We start from the raw sequence: 20,534 nt of genomic DNA, 5'->3' as shown, positions 1-20,534 counted from the left end.
GCCGAGGAGGTCGCCGCACCCAGGGCGGTGATCGATCGCTGCGACGCCTCATCCACTACGGGGGAGGCCCGCTACGCCGCGAGAGGTCAGGCTGCCCGGCATGGGTGAGCGACGTGCAGACGCAGGGGAGACCGCTGCCGAGCCGCCGGACGGCCCGCACGGGCCGGAGGAGCTGAGCCGCGACGGGGCCGAGGCCCTGCTCAACTCCCTGACCGAACGGGAGTCGGCGCTGGTCCGCGAGACCGGGACGGAGGTCCTCCGGGACCTGGACGAAGACGCGCTCGTCGACCTGCACCTGCGGGTCCGGCGTGCCCGCGACAAGCAGGTCAAGATCTACCGCAGGCAGGCGGCGACGCTCGTCCCCGAGATCGGCGCGCGGGGGGCGGCCCGCCCGAAGAACGCCCGCAACCGGGGCAAGGCGGAGGTGTTCGAAGACGCGTTGGCGCGGGTGAGCAAGCGGCTCGCGGCGGCGGCGCGAGCGAGCGCAGCCGCGCTGCGCGCCGAGCGATTGGCCGAGGCGCGTCGCGCCACCGCACCGCCCCGGCCGCCCCGGAGCCCGTCCGTCCGGCAGGATCCCGGCGGCTCTCAGGTGCTCGACCGCCGCCCGGACGACCCTGGCCTGCGCAAGCGCCACGCCTCCGAACGCGCCGGGGTGGCGCGCCAGCAGGCCCGACGCGACGCGAGGTAGGGGACGGGAGGCAGGAGCCGGTCGAGAACCCGCACGGCGTGGCCGCGGCGCATGCGACGACACGCGAGTTCCGGCCCGGGCGTCGGCGCGCTCGCGGGAGTGCTGCTGCTCTGCCCGGACCTCGCCGGGTTCCTGACGCCGACCGTGCTCCTGCTGCTCGGCGCCGGTCGCACCGGCGGGTGACGCCGGTGGCTCGGAGGTCTCGGTGAACCTGGTGCTGTGGCTGCTGCTGGGGCTGGTGGCGCTCGTCGCGGGAGCCGAACTGGTCGTGCGCCAGGGATCCGCCCTGGCGGCGCGCTTCGGCGTCAGCCCGCTCGTCGTCGGGATGACCGTGGTCTCGCTCGGCACCAGCCTGCCCGAGCTGGCCATCGGCCTCAACGCCGCGCAGCAGGGCAACGCCGGCCTCGCGGTGGGCGCCATCGTGGGCACCAACCTGGTCAACATCCTGCTGATCCTGGGACTGAGCGCGGTCATCCGGCCGATCGCGTTCGAGGCCCGCACCCTGAGGGTGGACGCGCCGGTGATGACCGGTGCGGCACTCCTGCTGCTCGTCCTGGCCATCGACGGCGATCTCACCACCGGGGACGCCCTGTGGCTCTGCGCCTACGGGGTCGCCTACGTGGGGGTCATCGTCGTACTGGCGCGGCGCGACTCGCGGCGGCCCGCCCCGCCCGACCCGGGCTCCGGGCCCGCCGAGGTCGCCGCGGGCGGCACCCGCCCGGTCGCGCTGCAGGTGCTCCTGCTCGTCGTCGGGCTCGCCGTGATCGTCGTCGGTGCGGAGTACCTGGTCGACGGGGCCGCGGGCATCGCCGGGCAGCTGGGCGCGAGCGATGCGCTGATCGGCCTGACCGTGGTGGCCATCGGGACGTCGGCCCCGGAGCTGGTCACCACACTGGTCTCCACCATGCGCGGCGACCGGTCGCTCGCGCTGGGCAACCTGCTCGGATCCAGCGTGTTCAACATCGCCCTGATCCTCGGGCCCACCGTGCTCGTCGCGCCCGCAGCGGTTCCGGTGCCCGACGACATTCTGGCCGTGGACCTCATCCTCATGGTCGCGACAGCGGTGGTGTGCATACCCGTCTTCCGGACCCGGCGCCGGCTCGGTCGCGTCGAGGGGGCGGTGTTCGTGGCGGTCTACGTCGCGTACCTGACCTGGCTGCTCACCACCCGGTTGTGAGCCGCGACCCCGCCGCCCTGGCCAGCAGGCCGGCGAGGGAGATGGCCAGTGCCTCGCGCACCAGGTCGGCGAAGCCCGACCACAGCCCGGCCGGCTCGGGGTCGGCCTCGCACGCGGCCACCATCGGCGCGGCCGGCCGGCTGTGGGTCCAGGCCGCGCCGATGGTCATCATGGCCAGCGCGGCGAAGGTCCGCGCGGACGGCTCGTCGAGCTCGGCGACGGTGCCGCGCGCCAGGCCGGCCAGCTCGCCGACCCGGGCCAGCGACGTCCGCTTGAACCGGGCGGCGACCTCGGCCGACACGTTGCGCTCCAGAACGGCGGCCTGGGCACCGGCGAGGTCGCAGAGGACCGGCCGGCGGGCCACCGACCGGGCCAGCGCGGCGGCGAGCTGCTCGCCCCGCACGGACACCGAGGCCTCCGGGTCGACCGCCGTGGGGAGCTCGACCGCGAGTTCGCCGAGCCACTCGCCCCAGGCCTCGTCGAGCAGCTCCAGCAGCACCGCCTCGCGGGAGTCGAAGTAGCGCAGCACGTTGGACTTGGCCAGGCAGGCCCGCCTGCTCAGCTCGTTGAGGCTGATCTCGGCCGCCGGCCGCTCGGCCAGCATGGCCGCGGCGGTGTGGAGGATCGCGCGGCGGCGGATCGCCCGCTGTTCGGCGCTGCGCGCACGTTGGAAGCCCGGCATGGGCGGGAGTTTACAGACCATCGGTCACTTAAGAGACCGACGGTCTGTAAACTCGGCGGACAACAGACCATCGGTCTCTTCCAGTGGAGGCGCTCTCGTGTACACCGTTCCCGACCAGACCGGCCGGCTCGCCGTCGTGACCGGGGCCAACCGCGGCATCGGACGGGAGGCGGCCGCCCGCCTCGCCGCGGTCGGCGCCCGGGTGGTCATGGCAGTGCGCACGCCGGAGAAGGGCGAGCGTGCGAAGGCCGAGATCCTCGGACGGCACCCGCGGGCCCTCCTCGAGGTCCGCCGACTCGACCTGGCGGACCTCGCCTCGGTCCGGGAGTTCGCCGACGGCCTGCTCGCCGAGGCCACCCCGGTCGACCTGCTCGTCAACAATGCCGCGGTCATGATCCAGCCCCGGCGGGCGACCACGACCGACGGCTTCGAACTGCAGCTCGCCAGCAACCACCTCGGCCCGTTCGCGTTGACCGTCCGGCTCCTGCCGCTGGTATTGGCGGCCGCAGCACCACGGGTGGTCACGATGAGCAGCCCGATCGCCGGCTTCGCCCGGATCCGCTTCGACGACCTCCAGCGCGAGCGCCGGTACGCCGCCCCGCCGGCCTACGGGCAGTCCAAGCTGGCCGGTCTGCTGTTCACCGGCCACCTCGCCCGGTTGGCCGACGAGCGCGGCTGGCCGTTGCGGAGTACCGCGGCGCACCCGGGCTCCACCCGCACGAACGGACCGGGCCTCGGCGGGGAACGCTCGCTGTGGGCGGCGATGCAGCGCACCCTGATGCCGTCGCAGGACGTGGGCGCCGGCACCGGGCCGCTGCTGTTCGCCGCCACCGACCCCGCCGCCGTGAACGGCGGCTACTACGGCCCCACGCGCCGGTTCGGCCTGGTCGGTCCGACCGGTCCGGTCCGGCTCTCCCGCCGGGCGCGGGACACCGCCGTAGCCGCTCGCCTGTGGGCCGAGAGCGAGCGGCTGACCGGGGTGGGCCTGGCCGAGCGGGTGCGCTGAACGCCCGATGGCCGTGCGCCCCGACGGCTGCGGGCGGCTGGACCATCTCCTGTGGGGTGACAGCCGGTCCCCCGCTGGAGATCCGCCTCGGCCGCCGTCAGGCGCCGGGAGCGAGGACGACGACCTTGCCGGACAGCGAGCCCGCGGCGGCCTCGGCGTGGATCGCCGGCAGCTCGGCCAGCGGCACCCGCCGGGCGACCTCGACGCTCAGCTCGCCCCGGTCGATCAGCGCGACCAGCCGGGACAGCTGCTCGGCGTCGCTGCGGACGAACAGGTCGATGCCGCGCACCCCGCGGTCCTCGTCGGAGGGGGCGGGCATCCACACCGTCGTGTTGACGATGACGCCGCCCGGGCGGACGACGGCGACGAGGGCGGCCAGCTCCGCCGGGTCGACCGGCGCGAGGTTCAGCAGGACGTCGACCGGCTCGGTCACCGCGTCGACCACGGCGGTGGTGGTGTGGTCGATGACCTCGTCGGCGCCGGCCTTGCGGACCCGCTCGACGCTGCGCGGGCCGGCCGTGGCGATGACGTGGGCGTCGGCGCGCTTGGCCAGCTGGACGGCGTAGCCGCCGACCGCCCCGCCCGCGCCGTTGACCAGCACGCGCTGCCCGGCCGCCAGCCCGGCGTGCTCGAAGAGCGCCTGCCATGCGGTGAGGCCGACGACGGGCAGCGCGGCGGCGTCGGCCAGCGGGATGGCGGAGGGTGCCGGCGCCAGCGCCTCGGCCGGCGCGACGACGTACTCCGCGGCCGCGCCGTCGCCGGTCATCGACAGGAAGCCGATGACCGGGGCGCCGACCTCGACGCCGGTGACGCCTTCGCCCAGCGCGTCGACGGTGCCGGCGACGTCGAGACCGGGGGTGTGCGGCAGCGCCACCGGGAGGGGGCCCTGCATGAAGCCCCCGCGGATGGTGGCGTCGACGGCGTTGAACGACGTCGCGGCGACCCGGATCCGGACCTCTCCGGCCGCCGGGACGGGCTGGTCCACGTCCTCGTAGCGCAGGACGTCGGGGTCGCCGTACTCGTGGAAACGCAATGCCTTCATCGGGGTCCCGCTCTCCGTGGGTTCACTTGTGCTTCGAATTCGAAGCTAACGAGGGTGACGGTAGTCCTGCTTCGAGTTCGTAGCAAGTAGGCTGTGGTCATGCCCGTCACACCGCCGCCGCTCGACCCCGTCCGGCTCGGCGCCTACTTCGCCCTCATGGACGTGGCCAGCCTGCTGCGACACGCCGTGGAGCAGCAGCTGCGGGAGGCGGGCGAGCTCAGCTACGTGCAGTTCCAGCTCCTGGCCCGGCTCGGCCTCGACTCGCCAACGGGCAGCCACCGGATGACCGACCTGGCCGACGGCGTCGTCTACAGCCGCAGCGGCCTGACCTACCAGGCCGGTCTGCTGGAGAAGGCGGGCCTGGTCACGCGCAGCCCTTCGCCGGACGACGAGCGCGGCGTCACGGTCACCATCACCGACGCCGGACGCGCGCGGCTCGCGGAAGTGCTCCCCGGCCACACCGAGGTCGTCAGCCGCCTGCTGTTCGAGCCGCTGTCCCACGCCGACGCCGAGGCCCTCGCCCAGCTGCTGGCCCCGGTGCGCGAGCACATGCGCTCGACGCCGCCGCGCTCGGCGGCGCCCCGTCGCCGCGGCGGGGCTCGGCCGGGCGGCTCGTAGGCGCCCGGCTCCGAGGCCGTGCAGCTCCGCCGGTGGATTGCGCCCGGCGGGCCGTCAGACGCGTGCGGTCAGGAACGCCAGCACGGCGTCCGCGAAGCGCGCCGGCACCTCGACGCTGGGCATGTGCTTGGCGGGCAGCTCCGCGTACACCGCGCCGGGGACGATCGAGGCGATCTCCTTGCCGTGCGCGGGGGTGGTGACCGCATCGTGCTGGCCGGCGAGCACCAGCGTCGGGCTGCCGATGAGCGCGGCGGTGCGGCGCAGGTCGAAGTCGCGCACCGCGGCCCAGCTGCCGGCCACGCCCTCGCGCCGCGTGGCGAGCAGCGTGCGGCGGAAGCCCTCGACGACCTCGTCGCCCAGCAGGTGCGCCGGGAACCAGTTGCCCAGGAACGTCTCGGCGGTGGCGCGCATGTCGGGGGCCGCGAGCACCTCGGCGATGGGGCGGTCCCACTGCCGGGGTGGCCCGAGGTAGGCGGCGGTGTTGGAGAGCGCGAGGCGGTCGACGCGCTCCGGCGCGTGGATGGCCAGCCACTGGGCGACGATGCCGCCCAGGGACAGGCCCAGCACGTGCACGCGCGGCAGGTCCAGGGCGTCGAGCAGCTCGACGACGTCGCGGCCCAACCGGTCGAGCGAGTAGGCGCCGCCCGGCACGTCGGATCCGCCGTGGCCGCGGGCGTCGTAGCGCAGCAGCCGGAACCGCTCGGTGAGGGCCGGCACCTGGCCGTCCCACATGTGCAGGTCGGTGGCGATGGAGTTCGACAGCAGCAGCACCGGCTTGTCCGGCTCGCCGTCGAAGCGGTAGGCGATGCGTACGCCGTCGCCGGTGGTCGTGGTGTCCATGGCTCCAGCCTGGGCGCCATTTCTGCAGAGAGCCATGACAAATATCGGACCTACTCTGTAGGTTGCTCCGACAATGGCGGACTACACGCTGCACGAACTGCAGTGCTTCGACGCCGTCGTCCGCGACGGCGGCTTCCAGGCCGCCGCCGAGCGGTTGCACCGGTCGCACCCCTCGGTCTTCGCGGCGGTGGCGAAGCTGGAGCGCAGGCTCGGGCTCGCCCTGCTGGACCGCTCCGGCTACCGGGTGGCGCTCACCGGGGCGGGTCGGGCCTTCCACCGCAAGGTGCGCGTGCTGCTGCACGAGGCCGACGAGCTGCGGACCTACGCGACGCAGCTGGCGATGGGCGAGGAGGCCGAGCTGCGCGTGGTGCTCGGCGACCTGTGCCCGCTGCCCCCGGTGCTGGAGCTGTTGAGCCGGTTCTTCGCCCAGCGCCCGCAGACGCGGTTGCACCTGCAGTTCGAGACCGTGACGGGCCCCTGGGAGCGGCTGCGGGAGGACGAGGCCGACCTCATCGTGCACCGGGTCCCCAAGAGCGACGTGCGCATGGAGTGGATCGACCTCGGCCCGGTCGCGCTCGTGCCGGTCGTGGCGCCGGGCTTCCTGCCCTTCCCCCCGACCGCGGACATCACCCCGCAGCGCATGCAGGCCCTCACCCAGTGCGTGGTCCGCGACTCGGCCCGGCACCCGGCCGAACCGGGCCACTTCCTCGTCGAGGGCGCCCCGACGTGCTCCGTGCCCGACCACCTGATGAAGAAGGAGCTGATCCTGCACGGCATGGCGTGGGGGCACCTGCCGCGGTTCCTGGTCGAGGCGGAACTGCGCGACGGGCGCCTGCTGTCGCTGGCCGGACGCCACTTCCCCGGCGTGGTCGAGGAGCTGTCCGCGGCCCGCCGGCGCGACCGGCCGCACGGGCCCGTCGCCGACATGCTGTGGGAGTTCCTGGCCGGCCACGCCCCGGTGCTGCGCTCCTAGCCGTGTCCTGGCCGGCCGTCGCCCGATCCGCTTCCGCGGGTGCGGCGCAGCGCCGTACGGTCGGCCCCGGCGGAACGGAGGTGCCCAGCGGATGGCTTCCCGACTCGTCGCGCTCTGCGTCGACGCCGGCGACCCGCGGCTGCTCGCCGGCTTCTGGGCCGGCGTCCTGGGCTGGGACGTCGACGGCGGGCCGGGCCCCGACACCCTGCTGCGGCCCGGTGACGACACGGGGTTCGACCTGCGGTTCGTCCCGACCGCGGAGCCGAAGACCGGCAAGAACCGGATGCACGTCGACCTGGCGAGCGAGTCCCCGCGACACCAGCGGCGGACCGTGGCGGAGGCGCTGGCCCTCGGGGCCCGGCACATCGACGTCGGTCAGCGCCCCGAGGAGGGGCACGTCGTGCTCGCCGACCCGGGGGGCAACGAGTTCTGCGTGATCGGCGCGGGCAACGACTTCCTGGCCGACTGCGGGTTCGTCGGGGCGCTCGCGTGCGACGGGTCGCGGGAGGTCGGCTACTTCTGGAGCGAGGCGCTCGGCTGGCCGCTGGTCTGGGACCAGGACCAGGAGACCGCCATCCGCGCCCCCCACGGCGGCCCGAAGATCACCTGGGGCGGTCCGCCCTTCGACCCGAAGTCGGGCCGGAACCGGCTCCGCTTCGAGCTGGCCGCCGTCGGCGACCAGGAGGCGGAGGTCGACCGGCTGCTGGCCCTCGGGGCGACGCGGGACGACGGTGCCCCGGCTCGGCCCGGCGGGGTGGCGCTGCTCGACCCCGACGGCAACGAGTTCCGCGTGGCGGCCGGACAGGTCCGGCGCTACTTGCGGTCGGGGTAGGGGTCGTGCACCGAGTCGCCGCCGGTCCGGGTGTCCCAGTGCCCGTTGCCGCAGCTGGGACACGGCGGGAGGTTCTTCGTCGAGGTGACCCCCAGCTCGTAGCCGCAGTTCGTGCACCGGTAGGTGCCCGCGGAGACGTCGCTGCCGGAGGGAACGGGATCTGCCATGGCGACACCATCCCAGTTCCGGCGCGCGGTCGCCGGTTCTGGCGCCGCCGGGCTCAGTCCGCGGCCCGCAGCTGCTCCTCGACGGCCGCGCGGTCGATCAGCGACGACACCGCGGCGATGCGCCCGTCCCGGAACGCGTAGAAGACGTGCTCCGCGAACACCAGCCGCCGGCCGTCCACGGCGAACCCGAGGAACTCGCTGCGCGGCGTGCAGTCGAAGAGGAGCCGGCACGCCACGCGGTTGCCGTCGGCGACGACGATGCGCGCGTCGTAGACGAGGTCGGGGACCGCGGCGATGTCGGCGGCGAGCAGGTCCTGGTACTCGCGGCGCGTCATCGGCGTGCCGTTGTAGGTCAGCTCGTCGTGCACGAACCCGACGAGGTCGTCGAGGCGGCGCTCGTTGAGCGCGTCGAGGTAGGCGCGGTAGCGCGTTTCGAGGTCGGTGTCCATCAGGGGGAGGATGCCGGTCGGGCCCGGCGTCGCGCCGCCCGGGTCACGGCGTCCGCGCAGCGTCAAGCGTGTCCTGGCAGCGTCGGGCTTGTTCTCGCAGCCCGCCGGCGCGCTGCGACACCACACCCCGAGCTGCGACAACACCCTCAGGCTGCGAGGTGTGCCCGGCCCCGGTGCTGAGACGCGTCAGCGCTTGCGGCCCACCCCGCCGACCTCGGCGATGTCGACCTGCGACCCGCCGAAGACCGTCTCCTCCGGACGCCACTCGGGAATGTTCACGACCCCCGGCTCGACCAGTTCGAGCCCCTCGTAGAAGCCGGCGATCTGGGCGTGGGTGCGGACGTTGTAGGGGACGCCGCCGCTGTCGCGGTACTGCTCGATCGCGGCGTTGTAGGCCTCGCTGCTGTCGGTGCCGTCGCTCTGGACCAGGAAGCTGCCCGGGGGGAGGCGGTCGAGCAGGCGGCTCAGGATGGAGCGGGCCTCGTCGTAGTCATCGACGTGGCCGAGCACGCCGATGAGCAGCAGCGCGATGGGCTGGTCGAAGTCGAGGCTCTTGGCGGCCTCGTCGAGCACGGCGCCCGGGTCGTGCAGGTCGGCGTCGATGTAGTTGGTGACGCCCTCGGGGGAGCTGGTCAGCAGGGCGCGGGCGTGGGCCAGCACGAGCGGGTCGTTGTCGACGTAGACGATCTTCGACTCGGGGGCGGCGGCCTGGGCGACCTCGTGGGTGTTGTTGGCGGTCGGCAGGCCGGTGCCGATGTCGAGGAACTGGCGCACGCCCTCCTCCAGCGCGAGGTGGCGCACGGCGCGGTAGAGGAAGTGGCGGCAGGCGCGGGCCTTGTCGCGCTGCTCGGGGTAGAGCGCGAGGAACTCGTCGCCGGCATCGCGGTCGGCCTGGAAGTTGTCCTTGCCGCCCAGCCAGTAGTTCCAGATGCGGGCCGAGTGCGGGACCCGCACGTCGATGTCGCGCAGCGCCTGGCCGCCGCTACTGCTGTCTGCCATCGGTGGTCCCGCCTGCCGTGCCGAACGCTGTCGTCCGCACCCTAGTACGACGCCGCACCGGGCGTCCGCCGATGATCACCGCCGGGCGCGCGGGGGACCGGACGGCGACACGCGGTATCGGTCCGGCGACAGGGCGATCAGCGAGCCGAGTGCACCCGATAGGGTGCCGCCTGCGCTGCGTACCGTGAGGATCACGCAACCTGGATCCCGACCACGCCACTCGAATGCCCGGAGGACCCGTCATGGGCGCTGAACCGAAGGCCCCATCGGTGCAGGACCGCGTCGACGACGTCGGTGGTCGCGGCGGTATCGAACGCCACGGCGTCGACCGCATCCCGGACGCCGAGCGCACCTCGTCGCCAGGCACCTTCGCGATGATCTTCATCGGCTCGTCGGTGGGGCTCGGGGCGGTCGCCTTCGGGTGGATCGGCATGGGCTTCGGGCTCGGGGTCTGGGACACCATCGCGGCCATCGCGGTGGGCACCGTGGTCGGGCAGTTGCTGCTGGTGCCGCTGATCCTGCTCGGCTCGCGCACCGCGACCAACGACGCGACCGCATCCGGCGCCACCTTCGGCGTGCGCGGACGGCTGATCGGCAGCGCGATCGGCCTGCTGAGCTGCCTGTTCTCGGTGGCGCTCACGACCTGGACGAGCGGCTCGGCCGGCGTCGCGGTGGCCGGTCGGCTGCTCGGCACGCCGGACACCGCGGCCACCCAGGCCGTGGCGTACGCGGTGGTCCTGGCGGTGTCGGCGGCCATCGCGATCTGGGGCTACCGCTGGCTGGTGCGCGCCAACGTGGTCCTGATGACGCTGGGCGGGTTGCTGCTGCTGCTGATGCTGGTCGCCTTCGGCGGCGCCATCGACTGGGGCTACGCCGGCAGCGAGCCGGTGCTCGGCTCCTACCTGGCGACCTGGCTGCTGGTGGCCACCACGATCGGCGTGTCCGGCGCGCTGGTCGTCTGCACGATCGTGGGCGACTGGACGCGCTACATCCGTTCCGACCGCCACTCCACGAGCTCGCTGGCCTGGATCGGCTCGATCGGCGTCTTCATCGGCTTCGTGGTCCCGGCCGCGATCGGCGCGCTGGTGTCCACCTCCTCGCCCGCCTTCGCCGACCCGAGCGTCCCGTTCGCCGCGACGCTGGCGAACGAGGCGCCCGCCTGGTACGCGGTCCTGCTGCTGCCGCTGGGCGTGCTCGGCGGGGTGGGCCTGGTCGCCTCCTCGCTCTACAGCGCGGGCCTGGACCTCGACGCGCTGGTCGTCCGGCTGACCCGGCCGCAGACCACGACGATCATCGCGGTGGTCGCGGTGATCCTGATCTACCTTGCGGTGGCCTCGCCGAACATCATCGAGGTCGCCTCGGCCGCGCTGCTGGTGATGGCCGAGCTCGCCGCGCCGTGGGCGGTCATCATCGGGATCAACTTCCTGCGCACCGGCGGCCACTACGACCCCGACGACCTGCAGGTGTTCAACCGCCGCGAGACCGGCGGCCGCTACTGGTTCACCGGCGGCTGGAACTGGCCGGCCACGCTGGCCTGGGCGGTCGGCTCGATCGCCGGCCTGCTGACGATCCAGACGCTGTCGTTCACCGGCCCGTTCTCCGACATCGCCGGTGGCGTGGACATCAGCCTGCTGCTCGGCGCCGTCGTCGCGGCCGCCATCTACCTGCCGTTCTCGGGCAACCGGGAGGTCGCGCGGGCCTGACCCTGCCCGCGTCGGCAGGCGCATGACCTGCGAGGTCATCGACGGGATGACCCCCCGCGCGCGACGGTGAGCGCACCGATCCGCGAGCGAGGAGCCCGAGATGCCCTACTTCGACACCCCCGACGGCAACCGGCAGTTCTACAAGGACCTCGGCGAGGGCCCGCCCGTCGTGCTGGTGCACGCCTGGTCGCTCAGCTCGGCGATGTGGGAGTACCAGCTGCCGGTGCTGCTCGGCGCCGGCTACCGCTGCGTCGCCATGGACCGGCGCGGCCACGGCCGCTCCGACCAGCCCGCCACCGGCTACGACCTGGACACCCTGGCCGACGACCTGGCCGCGCTGCTCGACCGGCTCGACCTGCGCGACGTCCGGCTGGTCGCGCACAGCATGGGCACCTGCGAGATCACCCGCTACCTGGCCCGCCACGGCAGCGGGCGCGTCTCGCGGGCGGTCTACCTGGGCGCGATGACCCCGGGGCTGAGCGCGGCCGTGGGGCCGGGGCCCGTCGAGGAGACCCTCGCCGCGCTGCACGCCGACCGGCCCGGCTGGTTCCGCGAGGCCGCGCCCGCCTACTTCGCGGCGCCCGGCTCGGGGGTCTCCCAGGCGCTCGTCGACGACGGCGTCACCACCATCCTGACCACCCCGCTGGAGGTGCAGACGGCCTGCCTGCGCACGACGTTCGGCACCGACCTGACCGCCGACCTGGCCGCCGTCGACGTGCCGGCGCTGGTGGTGCACGGCGACGCCGACGCGTCCGCGCCGATCGAGCTGACCGGGCGCCCGACGGCGAAGCTGCTGCCCGACGCCCGGTTCGTGCTGTACCCGGGCGCGCCGCACGGGCTCTACGTGACCGAGCGGGAGCGGCTGGCCCGCGACCTGCTCGGCTTCCTGGCCGGCTGATCCCGGCCCGGACGCCGGTCAGCCGAGGCGGACGAGCCCGGCGGCGCCGTCGACGGTGATCCGCTGGCCGGTGCGGATGGTGACGGTGGCGTCGGGGACGCCGACGACCGCCGGGATGCCGTACTCGCGGGCCACGACCGCGCCGTGCGAGTTCGACCCGCCCATCTCCATGACCAGCCCGCCCGCGGTGAGGAACAGCGGCGTCCAACCGGGGTCGGTGGAGGGCGCCACCAGGATCTCGCCGGGTTCGAGGTGGGAGTCGGCGGGGTCGAGCACGACGCGGGCGATGCCCGCGACCTCGCCGGCCGACGCCGCGGTGCCGACGAGGGCGCCGTCGACCGCGGTCGGGGTGAGCAGCGCCTCCGGTTCGGTGCCGTCGGAGAGCAGGACGCGTGGCACGTGCCGGCGGCGCAGCTCCCGGTCGTACTCGGCGCGGCGCCGCGCGACGGCGGCGCGGTGGTCGGCGCCGTCGAGGGCGGAGCGGGCCTCGGCGAGGTCGAGGAACCAGATGTCGTCGGCGCGGTCGAGCCGACCCCGCCCGGCCAGCTCGACGCCGACCGCGCCGAGCTCGGCCCGCGCCCCGGCGACGAGCCGGACCAGGAAGTCCTTGTGCGTCTCGCGCAGCCCGGTGAGCTCGCGCATCCGGCGCAGGGCCCAGCCCACCAGCCGGGCGCGTAGCGGCGAGCGGCGCCGCACGCGGGCGACGACGTCGTCCACGGCGGCGCGGGCGGCCGCGGCGCCGCGGGCGAACATCGCGTCCGGGGCGGCGGCCGGGTCGTCCAGGCGCAGGTAGTTGGCGAGCACCCCGAGCACGTAGGCCGGGTCGTCGTGCCAGCGCGGCATGCCCACGTCGATCTCGGCGACGGCGCGGTGGCCGTGCTCGCGCAGGAACGCGTCCACCTCGCGGCGCAGCACCTCGGGCAGCGGGCCGGTGCCGGCGCGCAGCCGCGCGGCGGAGGCCCCGTCGGCGCGCAGCCGCTCGGCGGCCCGCCACAGCTGCAGGTCCATCTCGGTGGTCACGTTGTGGGGCAGGGAGCGCAGCACCTCGTGCGTGGTGTCGGCATCGATGTCCGGCCCGGCCAGGCGCCGGGCGAGCCCCAGCATCAGGAACCCCGTCCCGGCCGCCGGGACGACCGAGGGCAGCACCGGGAAGACCCGCCGCAGCAGCTCCAGCGCGCGCTCGTACCGCTCCACGGCGCTGTCGCCGGCCGGCAGGTCGGCCGTGAGGCGGGCGCCGATCCGGTCGATCCGCCGGCGCGCGGCCGCCGGGCTCACCAGCGCCCGCGCGACCTGCACCGGCACGGCGAAGCGCACCAGCACCCGCAGCACGCGCCGCGCGAACGGCAGCGGTGAGCGCGACGTCGCGGCGTACTCCGGGCGCTCCAGCAGCGCCCGCACCACGACCGCCGACCGGGCCTCCATCACGCTGAAGACGGCCGGGACGATCCGGCGCCCGACCGGGTTGCGCAGCGCGAGGGTCATGTCGACGAAGACCCGGCCACCTGCGGTCGTCATCGCCGCGGGACCGCTCCGCTCGTCTGCCGGGAATCCGAAGCCGACGCGCGAGCCGGTGGCCCCGATGACCCGGAACGCGGAGATGCCCATCGGCGTGATCGGCCGGGTGAGGCCCTGGGCCAGGCTGACGTTCAGGTAGGCGCGCGGACCCGGACCGGTCGGCGGGGGCACCGGGTGCAGCGTCGTGATCGGGCGCGACTGGGTCAGCCAGGCGCCGCCGTCGCGGTCGTAGGCCCACTCGATGTCCTGCGGCGCCCCGAAGTGGGCCTCGACGCGGCGGCCCAGCTCGACGAGCTCGCGGACCTGCTCGTCGGTGAGGGTGCGCTCGTGCGCGGCGCCCGCCCGCTCGACGCGCTCGGTGCCCCCACCGGGCAGGGCCCGGATCTCGACGGCCTTGTCGCCGGGTCGGTAGTCGATGCGCCCGTCGTCGACGACGACGTGGTCGGGGTTGACGGCCCCGGAGACGACGGCCTCGCCGAGGCCGGGGTTGGCGTCGATCACGCTGCGGTGGCGTCCGCCGCTGACCGGGTCGGCGGTGAACAGCACGCCGGCGCTGCGCACGTCGACCATCAGCTGGACGACCACGGCCAGCGCGACGGCGCCCTGGTCGATGCCGGCGGTCTCGCGGTAGGCGACCGCGCGGTCGGTCCACAGGGACGCCCAGCAGCGGCGGACGGCGTCGAGCACCGCGGTGGCGCCGACGACGTTGAGGTAGGTGTCCTGCTGGCCGGCGAAGCTGGCCGAGGGCAGGTCCTCGGCGGTCGCCGAGGAGCGCACGGCGACGGGGACCTCGTCGCCCAGCGCCGCGTAGCCCTCGACCACGGCTCGCGCGACGGCGGGCGGGACGGGCGCGTCCAGCAGGGCGGTGCGGGCGGCCGCGGCGAGCCCGGTGCCCCGCTCGCGGTCGATCACCGCCGCCAGGCCGGCGGTGCGGGCCACCTCCCGGTACGCGTCGGTGACGACGCAGAAGCCCGGCGGGACGGTGAACCCCGCGGCGAGGAGTTCGGCCAGGTTGGCCGCCTTGCCGCCGACGAGCTCCAGGTGGCGTGCGGCGGGGCTGTCCAGGCCGATCGTCGTCATGGCGACGAGCTTAACTCAACGCGTGATGAAATACGAGGGCTGCCGGCCGGGGGCGTGCGCATCCGAGTGGTGGCGCGGAAGTGGCCACGTTTGCCGGGCAGCCGTCCGAGTGAGCATTCGACGCCGTGTCGGCACGGAGAGTGTTGTTGCGCAGAGTGATCGCCACCCGAGAAATGATCTTGTTGTGGACGGGCTCCCAGGGGCGCGGTAAGCGTTTGCCGACACCGCTCGGTCGGCGGCGGGGACGAGTCTTCGTGCACTAAGAGTGAAGACAGAGGTGGGCAGTCGTACCACTGTGAACCGCGCCCGCGCAGGTCCTTCCGGATCATCGGCTGATGGCGATCGAGTCATGGCGTGCACCCGAATGCAAACTCCGGCTGAGCTGGCGGGAATTCGCCGGCGCCGGGCCTCAAGTTCTGTGCGAGGGTGCACCGGTCGGCGATTCCCGTTGCGACGGTCGACGCCGTTCGTGTCGCCGGTATGGCGCAAACCGGTGGTTCGGGACGAATCGGGATGAGGGTTGTCGGGTGCGACCCGAGCTCGCCATCCCATCCGTCGATCACGCTCGGTATCGGACGATGGTGCGGTGGCGGCGGTGAACATGCAGGTCAGGAGCGTGGCGCGGGTCGGGCGACGGAGGATGTGCCGACGCGGCGCAACTCGGCGTCCCCCGCTGGGGGAGGGCGGGTTCGGCGGCCGGGTCGGACGCCGGTATCGGATCGGCGCTCCACTCCATGATCAATCGCGTCGGTCGGGGTAATGAGCCATGACATCGATTCCCCCCGGCGCGGGGAAGTCGCCGATGTGTCGGAGGGCGCCCGTTCTTATGGCGATCTTGTTACGGCACCGATGTTGTCCCGCTTGAGGGTCTTTGCGACCAACGGTAGGTGAGTGGCGACCGGCGCGACCCCATTTCCCGCGCCGTTCCCGGACTGGTCCACGCAGAGTAGCCGGACGTGTGGAGGGAGTAACAGTTTCCCGTTCGTCGGGGACCTGTGCTGCGGGAATGCCGGGCCGCGACCGAGAAGGCCGCCCGCTCGGCCCTCACTGCCGACCCATCAGCGCTCAGCGACCTCCATCGGGTGGCAGGTGTGAGGCACGTCGCTACTTTGGGTTGAGCTTTGCGCTAGTGTTCCCCGATCAATCGGCCGGCCGGATGACCCCGTTGTGGACGTCGTTCCCGGCCCCGAGTACCCGAACGGATCGCCCCCTCGATGCAGCCCACGAGCCCCGGACAGCTCGAACCGGCCGAGAACGACGCCTGGAGCACCAGGGTGCCGTCGCCTCGTTCCGGCCCGGAGTCGACCGGCGCTCGCACGGGCGGCAGCGAGCCGGCCACCGACGGTGGAGGGTGGGTGCGTCGCTTGCACGTCGAGGAGTCCGCGGCACGCAACGACGAAGGCGTCGCGCTGTTCGCGGCCGGGCGCTACCGCGAGGCGGTGCCGCAGTTCGAGCAGGCCCTCGCCGGATGCCGGGCGGTCCTCGGCCCCGACCACGCCGCCACCCTGACCGTCGCCGGCAACCTCGGCGTCGCGCAGGTGGCGGCCGGGCAGCGCAGGCGCGGGCTCAAGCTGGTCGTCGACAACCTGGCCGACCGGATCCGCGTCCTGGGCGACGACCACCCCGACACGATGACCGCGCGCGACGCGCTGGCCGCGGTGCACCGCACCCAGGGCAACGTCGACGACGCCGTCGCGATGTCCGGCAAGGTCGCGCTGCAGCGGGCCCGCAAGCTCGGCCCCACCCACCCCGACACGCTCACCTCGCGGATGGGGCTCGCGCTCGCCCACGCCGCCGCGGGCGACGTCTCGTCGGCCCACCGGCTCCTCGTCGCCGCCCTGAGCGACGCCGAGGAGGCCTACGGGGCCAGGCACAGCTACACGGCCATGCTCCTGGAGTGCGGCCACGCCTGGGGACTCATCGGAACCGGCGCCTGATGGGCCGCCTTTCGCCGTTCCCCCCGATGTCCGACCGGTCCCCGGTCCGCGGCGGGGACCAATCGCGCCCTCCGACGGGAGTGCGTGGAACTCGACCTGCGCCGGCCCTCACCCACGGGGCCGGCGCATGGAACAGATCGAGGAGATCCGATGTCGGCTCCCTATGACAGTCGTGCCGGCGGCCACCCGGCGGAGGACCGCGGCGGGTACCCGCCCACCCCGCCCTCCGGTGGTTATCCGGCTCCCGATCCCTACGGCCGCTCGGGCGGCTACCAGGACGCGCCGTTCGGGTACGCCGACGGGCCCGGCGGTCAGCAGGGCGGTTTCGGGGGCAGCTACCAGGGCGGGTACCAGGGCAGACATCAGGGCGGCCAGCACGCGGGTCGGTCCGGCGCCTTCGGCGGCGGCGGGTTCGGCGGGTACGCCGCGCCCGAGCCGCAGCCCACGGAGGCCGCCTCCGGCGGGTACAGCGACGAGGCGCTGCTGCACAAGCTGGGCTACGCCCAGGTGCTCTACCGGGAGATGGGCGGGTTCTCCAACTTCGCCATCTCCTTCACGATCATCTCGATCCTGGCCGGCTGCCTGACCTCGTACTACATCGCGTTCAACAACGGCGGCCCGGTCGCGGTGACCTGGGGCTGGCTGCTGGTCGGCGCGTTCTCGGTGCTGATCGCGATGGCGATGGGCGAGATCGCCTCGGCGATGCCGACCGCGGGGGCGCTGTACTTCTGGGCGTCGAAGCTGGGCGGACCGGCCTGGGGCTGGTTCACCGGCTGGTTCAACCTGGTCGGCCAGATCGCGGTGACCGCGGCCATCGACTACGGCGCGGCGATCTTCACCACCGCGCTGCTCAACCTGTGGTTCCCGGGCCTCGGCACGGAGACCTTGACGATCTTCATCGTCTACACCGCCATCATCGCACTGCACCTGGGTCTGAACCTGCTGAGCGTGAGCGTGCTCGCCCGGCTGACCGCGGTCTCGGCCTGGTGGCACATGGTGGGCGTGGGGCTGATCGTGGTGGTGCTGGCGGTGGTGCCGCGCCACCAGTCGGCGGCCTTCGTCTTCACCGAGACGATCAACAACTCCGGGTTCTCCGACACCGCGTTCTGGTTCGTGTTCGGCATCGGCCTGCTGATGGCCCAGTACACCGTCACCGGCTACGACGCGTCGGCGCACATGAGCGAGGAGACCCGGCACGCCTCCCGGGCGGCGGCCTGGGGCATGGTCATGGCGGTCGTCGTCTCGGTCGTCTTCGGGTTCGTCCTGCTGGTCGCGGTGACCTTCGCGATCCCGGACGTGCAGGGCACGCTGGACGCCGGAGCCGACGCCGTGGTCTACATCTGGACCGAGGCCCTGGGCGCGGGCTGGGCGGAGTTCATGCTGATCATCGCCGTGGTCGCGCAGCTGTTCTGCGGGACGGCGTCGGTCACCTCGGCCTCGCGGATGATGTTCGCGTTCTCCCGCGACGGCGCGGTGCCCGGCCACCGGCTCTGGCGGCAGGTGGCGCGCAACCGGGCCCCGGTCAACGCGGTGATCGCGATCTGCGTGCTGGCCTGGGCGCTGATGATCCCCACCCTGGTCAACGGCGCGGTCGGGTACCTGGTGGGCACCTCGATCGCGGTGATCGGGCTGAACATCGCGTTCGCGATGCCGATCATCCTGCGGATCCGGGCCGGCGACCGGTTCGAGCGCGGCGCGTGGAGCCTGGGCAACCACTACAAGTGGATCTCGCCGCTCTCGGTGGGCTGGATCGCGGTGGTCTGCGTGCTGTTCCTGCTCCCGGTGTCGCCCAACGGCATCCCGGGCGCGGAGGGGTTCGACTGGGAGGTCGTCAACTACGCGCCGCTGACGGTGTTCGGGTCGCTGCTGCTGTTCGGCGGCTGGTACGTGCTGTCGGCGAAGCGCTGGTTCAAGGGCCCGGTCCGGGAGACCGCGAACGAGGACCTGGCCGAGATCGAGGCGCAGCTGCGCGCCTGACCGGCGGGATACGGGTTGGGGACATCCACCGCGCTGGAGCGGCGGATGTCCCCGAACTCAGCGAGGCCCACCCCGCCTGCGCGGTGGGCCGGCGGGAACGTCCGGTTCGCGGAGCTGTAGTGGTGAGCCGATCATGGAATCGGGGTGCCTCGCAGACCCAGCGGTGCGCTCGCAGCCCGCCGGCGGGCTGCGAGGACACAGCCACGTCTGCGACGCCCGCCCAGCGCTGCGAGGGCCGACCCCTGGCCCGGCCGCGGGCGGCCACCCCATCGCCGGAGCCGCTACCGTCGCGTCGGCCTGCACCGATGTGCCCGCTCCGGCGGCTTCGCAGACCCAGCGGTGCCCTCGCAGCCCGCCGGCGGGCTGCGACCACCCAGCCAGCGCTGCGACACCCACCCGGCGCTGCGAGGACGCCCCCTCACTCGGCCCCGCCCGGCCGCGAAGCGGCACACCGCTCCCGGAGCCCTTGCCGTCGCCTCGGCATGGAGCCGTGTCCGATCCATCCCCTCGCAGACCCAGCGGTGCGCTCGCAGCGCGCCGGCGGGCTGCGACCACCCAGCCAGCGCTGCGACACCCGCCCGGCGCTGCGAGGACGCCCCCTCGCCCGCCCCCGCCGGCCGCGAAGCGGCCACTCCACCCCTCGAAGCCCCTGCCGTCACGTCGGCGCGCACAGCCGTGCACGGCCGGAAGGAGCCCGCACCCAAGAGGCCAACCGCCGCCCGTGGATGCCAACCGTGCGGGCGATTTTCCGGTCGTGCAACCCTGGGCGTGTCGACGTGACGGCAGGGGCGGACCCCTGCTCGATCAGAGGTCGCCCGCCGCGAAGGCGCCGCCGGAGGCCCCTCAAACCGCCGGAGGCCCCTCAAACCGCCGGAGGCCCCTCAAACCGCCGGAGGCCCCTCAAACCGCCGGAGGCCCCTCAAAACCGCCGGACGCCCCTCAAGCCCCGGCCTCTCAAGAACCGCCGGAGACCCCTCCAAGCTGGCGGAGGTAGCGTCGGGGCGTGGACCCCGAGAGCACGCCGTGGCAGCGGCGTCCCGGTTTCCTGCGCGCGCTGGCCGTGCTGTGCGCGCTGGCGGCCGTGGGCACGCTGGTCGTGGCCGTGCTCACGCGCGAGTGGTGGAACCTCGTCTTCACCGCGGGCTTCGCGTTCGTGGCGGTGCGCAGCGCCCGGGACGCGGTCGGCCGCTGATCAGCCGGCGGTCTCGTCGGTGACGGCGACCTCGGTCCGGTCGAGGAGCGCCCAGGCGACCGCGGCGGCGGCCTCGGCCTCCCCGGCGGCGATGAGCACCGCGAGCTGGCGGTGGGCGGTGATGTCGACCAGCTCGTCGACCCTGCCCTTGACCGGCTTGTCGCGCGGGGCCAGCCGGCCGGAGATCAGCGAGTTGTAGGCCAGCTGGTAGGCGACGTTCTGGGTCGCGACCATCACCGCGCGCCAGAAGACCAGGTTGCGCCGGTCGAGCTCGACCAGGTCGAGGCCGGCGCCGGCCAGGTCGTCGGCCGCCGCGGTGATCGCCGCGACGTCGTCCGGGGTGGCCCGCTGGGCGCAGCGCCGGGCGGCGTCGGACCCGATGGCCTGGCGGGCCTCGACGATGTCGCGCTCCAGCGTGCTCGCCGCGCCGGATTCGGCCAGGTCGAGCAGGACGCCGAGGTCGCCTTCGGTGCGCCAGTCGCGCACGGTCGTCGAGGCGCCCTGCTGGACGCGGATGAGGCTGGAGTGCTCCAGCCGCGACAGCGCCTCCCGCACGACGGGGCGGCTCACGCCGAACCGCTCCACGAGCGTGCGCTCGGAGGGCATCCGGGACCCGGCCGGCAGGTCGCCGTCGAGGATGGCGGCGCGCAGCTGCTGGAACACCGCCTCCACGAGGCCGGCCCGCTGCACGCGGTCGAGTGTCACGGGGGCACCGTGGCAGAAGCCGGTCCGACTGGTCAACTGGTCGGACCAGTTGGC

General features: G+C 73.9%; 20 protein-coding genes. 12 read left to right on the top strand and 8 right to left on the bottom strand.

Annotation, left to right across the window (positions count from 1 at the left end; genetic code table 11):
• Nucleotides 1-100: 100 nt before the first annotated feature.
• From KIK08_RS09530 to KIK08_RS09525, 3 genes are read left to right on the top strand one after another with little or no spacing between them, the layout of a single operon-like run.
• Nucleotides 101-688 (top strand): hypothetical protein, encoded by a 588-nt coding sequence (locus KIK08_RS09530; protein ID WP_214402676.1) that lies wholly within the window; start codon nucleotides 101-103, stop codon nucleotides 686-688.
• A 51-nt stretch (nucleotides 689-739) separates the two neighbouring features.
• A complete protein-coding gene (locus tag KIK08_RS40945; RefSeq protein ID WP_256446175.1) occupies nucleotides 740-871 on the top strand; it encodes a hypothetical protein in 132 nt (43 codons plus the stop codon).
• A 22-nt stretch (nucleotides 872-893) separates the two neighbouring features.
• Nucleotides 894-1,865, top strand: coding sequence for a calcium/sodium antiporter (locus KIK08_RS09525; protein ID WP_214402675.1), 972 nt, complete (start codon nucleotides 894-896; stop codon nucleotides 1,863-1,865).
• Here the strand turns inward: KIK08_RS09525 and KIK08_RS09520 are convergent.
• The gene (locus tag KIK08_RS09520) at nucleotides 1,849-2,547 is read right to left on the bottom strand and encodes a TetR/AcrR family transcriptional regulator (RefSeq protein ID WP_214402674.1); all 699 of its coding nucleotides are present in this window, start codon (nucleotides 2,545-2,547) and stop codon (nucleotides 1,849-1,851) included. The two genes, KIK08_RS09525 and KIK08_RS09520, sit on opposite strands and share 17 nt — an antisense overlap.
• A 97-nt stretch (nucleotides 2,548-2,644) precedes the next feature.
• Between KIK08_RS09520 and KIK08_RS09515 the strand changes: the two genes are divergently transcribed.
• Nucleotides 2,645-3,553, top strand: coding sequence for an SDR family oxidoreductase (locus KIK08_RS09515; protein ID WP_308257523.1), 909 nt, complete (start codon nucleotides 2,645-2,647; stop codon nucleotides 3,551-3,553).
• Nucleotides 3,554-3,650: 97 nt separating this feature from the next.
• On the opposite strand, the gene KIK08_RS09510 is transcribed toward KIK08_RS09515, so the two are convergent.
• Nucleotides 3,651-4,595 (bottom strand): NADP-dependent oxidoreductase, encoded by a 945-nt coding sequence (locus KIK08_RS09510; protein ID WP_214402672.1) that lies wholly within the window; start codon nucleotides 4,593-4,595, stop codon nucleotides 3,651-3,653.
• A 99-nt stretch (nucleotides 4,596-4,694) separates the two neighbouring features.
• On the opposite strand from KIK08_RS09510, the gene KIK08_RS09505 reads away from it, so the two are divergent.
• A complete protein-coding gene (locus KIK08_RS09505) occupies nucleotides 4,695-5,213 on the top strand; it encodes a MarR family winged helix-turn-helix transcriptional regulator (RefSeq protein WP_214402671.1) in 519 nt (172 codons plus the stop codon).
• A gap of 54 nt (nucleotides 5,214-5,267) precedes the next feature.
• On the opposite strand, the gene KIK08_RS09500 is transcribed toward KIK08_RS09505, so the two are convergent.
• Nucleotides 5,268-6,053, bottom strand: a complete 786-nt coding sequence (locus KIK08_RS09500) for an alpha/beta fold hydrolase (RefSeq protein ID WP_214402670.1) — start codon at nucleotides 6,051-6,053, stop codon at nucleotides 5,268-5,270.
• A 73-nt stretch (nucleotides 6,054-6,126) separates the two neighbouring features.
• Between KIK08_RS09500 and KIK08_RS09495 the strand changes: the two genes are divergently transcribed.
• Both KIK08_RS09495 and KIK08_RS09490 read left to right on the top strand, forming a co-directional pair.
• Entirely contained in the window at nucleotides 6,127-7,026 is a 900-nt protein-coding gene (locus KIK08_RS09495; RefSeq protein ID WP_214402669.1) for a LysR family transcriptional regulator, read from the top strand.
• A gap of 91 nt (nucleotides 7,027-7,117) precedes the next feature.
• Nucleotides 7,118-7,858, top strand: coding sequence for a VOC family protein (locus tag KIK08_RS09490; protein ID WP_214402668.1), 741 nt, complete (start codon nucleotides 7,118-7,120; stop codon nucleotides 7,856-7,858).
• Here the strand turns inward: KIK08_RS09490 and KIK08_RS09485 are convergent.
• The 3 genes from KIK08_RS09485 to KIK08_RS09475 all read right to left on the bottom strand — a co-directional run bounded on the left by KIK08_RS09485 (nucleotide 7,840) and on the right by KIK08_RS09475 (nucleotide 9,473).
• On the bottom strand, nucleotides 7,840-8,025 hold the full coding sequence (locus KIK08_RS09485; protein ID WP_214402667.1) for a zinc ribbon-containing protein: 186 nt from the start codon (nucleotides 8,023-8,025) through the stop codon (nucleotides 7,840-7,842). The two genes, KIK08_RS09490 and KIK08_RS09485, sit on opposite strands and share 19 nt — an antisense overlap.
• A gap of 53 nt (nucleotides 8,026-8,078) precedes the next feature.
• Nucleotides 8,079-8,474, bottom strand: coding sequence for an ester cyclase (locus tag KIK08_RS09480; protein WP_214402666.1), 396 nt, complete (start codon nucleotides 8,472-8,474; stop codon nucleotides 8,079-8,081).
• A 186-nt stretch (nucleotides 8,475-8,660) separates the two neighbouring features.
• The gene (locus tag KIK08_RS09475) at nucleotides 8,661-9,473 is read right to left on the bottom strand and encodes an SAM-dependent methyltransferase (RefSeq protein WP_214402665.1); all 813 of its coding nucleotides are present in this window, start codon (nucleotides 9,471-9,473) and stop codon (nucleotides 8,661-8,663) included.
• A gap of 242 nt (nucleotides 9,474-9,715) precedes the next feature.
• Between KIK08_RS09475 and KIK08_RS09470 the strand changes: the two genes are divergently transcribed.
• Together KIK08_RS09470 and KIK08_RS09465 are read left to right on the top strand one after the other, a co-directional pair.
• Nucleotides 9,716-11,176: a purine-cytosine permease family protein gene (locus KIK08_RS09470; protein ID WP_214402664.1), complete on the top strand. Its 1,461-nt coding sequence runs from the start codon at nucleotides 9,716-9,718 to the stop codon at nucleotides 11,174-11,176.
• A 100-nt stretch (nucleotides 11,177-11,276) separates the two neighbouring features.
• Nucleotides 11,277-12,074, top strand: coding sequence for an alpha/beta fold hydrolase (locus KIK08_RS09465; RefSeq protein ID WP_214402663.1), 798 nt, complete (start codon nucleotides 11,277-11,279; stop codon nucleotides 12,072-12,074).
• Nucleotides 12,075-12,092: 18 nt separating this feature from the next.
• Here the strand turns inward: KIK08_RS09465 and KIK08_RS09460 are convergent, their stop codons facing one another.
• On the bottom strand, nucleotides 12,093-14,669 hold the full coding sequence (locus KIK08_RS09460) for a PEP/pyruvate-binding domain-containing protein (protein ID WP_214402662.1): 2,577 nt from the start codon (nucleotides 14,667-14,669) through the stop codon (nucleotides 12,093-12,095).
• Between the two features lie 1,355 nt (nucleotides 14,670-16,024).
• Between KIK08_RS09460 and KIK08_RS09455 the strand changes: the two genes are divergently transcribed.
• The 3 genes from KIK08_RS09455 to KIK08_RS09445 all read left to right on the top strand — a co-directional run bounded on the left by KIK08_RS09455 (nucleotide 16,025) and on the right by KIK08_RS09445 (nucleotide 19,775).
• A complete protein-coding gene (locus KIK08_RS09455) occupies nucleotides 16,025-16,606 on the top strand; it encodes a tetratricopeptide repeat protein (RefSeq protein ID WP_214402661.1) in 582 nt (193 codons plus the stop codon).
• Between the two features lie 150 nt (nucleotides 16,607-16,756).
• Complete coding sequence (locus KIK08_RS09450) at nucleotides 16,757-18,583, top strand: amino acid permease (RefSeq protein WP_250556646.1); 1,827 nt, start codon at nucleotides 16,757-16,759, stop codon at nucleotides 18,581-18,583.
• Nucleotides 18,584-19,586: 1,003 nt separating this feature from the next.
• Complete coding sequence (locus KIK08_RS09445; protein WP_214402660.1) at nucleotides 19,587-19,775, top strand: hypothetical protein; 189 nt, start codon at nucleotides 19,587-19,589, stop codon at nucleotides 19,773-19,775.
• On the opposite strand, the gene KIK08_RS09440 is transcribed toward KIK08_RS09445, so the two are convergent.
• Nucleotides 19,776-20,480 (bottom strand): FadR/GntR family transcriptional regulator, encoded by a 705-nt coding sequence (locus KIK08_RS09440; RefSeq protein ID WP_214402659.1) that lies wholly within the window; start codon nucleotides 20,478-20,480, stop codon nucleotides 19,776-19,778. It abuts the gene before it with no gap.
• Nucleotides 20,481-20,534: the final 54 nt, after the last annotated feature.

This window comes from Pseudonocardia lacus (assembly GCF_018531445.1).
GTDB classification, from domain to species: Bacteria; Actinomycetota; Actinomycetes; order Mycobacteriales; family Pseudonocardiaceae; genus Pseudonocardia; species Pseudonocardia lacus.
The sequence above is the reverse complement of the archived record's forward strand: the minus strand, read 5'-3'. Positions and strand labels throughout refer to the sequence as shown.